This is a genomic window from Clostridioides sp. ZZV15-6598 (assembly GCF_020657705.1).
Taxonomy (GTDB): domain Bacteria; phylum Bacillota; class Clostridia; order Peptostreptococcales; family Peptostreptococcaceae; genus Clostridioides; species Clostridioides difficile_F.
In genome coordinates, this window is sequence record NZ_JAGWCS010000282.1 from 1 (window position 1) to 1101 (window position 1101).

2 protein-coding genes are annotated in these 1101 nt (G+C 24.1%); both read left to right on the forward strand.

The annotated features are described in order from the left end of the window. Window positions 1-112: 112 nt before the first annotated feature. On the forward strand, window positions 113-547 hold the full coding sequence (locus tag KGF50_RS21555) for a DUF6323 family protein (protein ID WP_227849957.1): 435 nt from the start codon (window positions 113-115) through the stop codon (window positions 545-547). Window positions 548-570: 23 nt separating this feature from the next. Further along, window positions 571-1101, forward strand: a 531-nt coding sequence (locus KGF50_RS21560; protein ID WP_227849958.1) for a DUF6179 domain-containing protein, incomplete at its 3' end; no start/stop codon positions are given.

Sequence of the window (1101 nt, forward strand, 5' to 3'; positions counted from 1 at the left end):
ACTTATAATAATACTATTATAAGTAGTCCTGTGATTGAATTTACATATTAATTTAAGTATAACATAAAATGAGTCAAAAGTCAATAGAAAAATGAAAAAGGAGAATTTAAAAATGATATCACCTATTATTTTGAGTTCTATGCATCAAAATTTAAAGGAAATAGAAAGAAATGAATTGCTTGAAACTAATAAAGAATCTAAGTATTATGGTCTAGTACTTTCCGAAGCGGATGTAAAAGATATAATAACTTCAAGAAATGATACTTTAAAGGGATATGGAAGAATAGAATTGGATATAAAAGTTACAAAGCAATTAATAGAAAACATATATACATCACAATTTACAAATATGGATGATTATTTAGAGACTATTAATGATATGCAAGAAATATTTTATTACTTAAAAAATGAAACAGATGATAAAATTTGTGATGATGAAATTATAGAGATACTAGATGAGCTTTATGAAAAATTTACAGGAAATATGGATAATGTAAGGGGAGAAGCTGAAGAATTTGCAAAAAAGTTTAAATTTGGAGAAGTTTAATCTAATGAGAGGGGAAACTTGCTATGTCAAATAATAATCTAACTAACATCAATATAAATGAAAATAATCTAATAAAAAACCAATATGCAATATCTCTACTTAAAGAATGTATGGATTGTAAAGTAATAAATGAGAGGGAAGTATATAACATACAACAGGAAATATCTTTAATACTTATAGATTTGATTAAAAAATATACAAATGGTCAAAGTACATCAGTAAAGACTGAAGTTGCTGAAAAGTTATTGCTTTCAATATGGTATGTTATTGATGCATATGTAAATAAACTTGAAAATATAGAAAAAAGAGTTGTAGAATTAACAGCTAAAAATATTAAGAATATATATTTAGAAGGAATTAAAATATTGGAATGTGATTTACTTGAGTTAGAAAAATTTTATGAACTAATGAAAAGTAGAAAATTAGATACTAACTCAATAGCATATAATGATACTTTAATGGAATTCTCTGGTTTCTTTAAAAACTATAATATAAAATTTGAAGCCTATGATATTCCAGTGAGTATAGATTATCCATTGGCATTAGATGATATG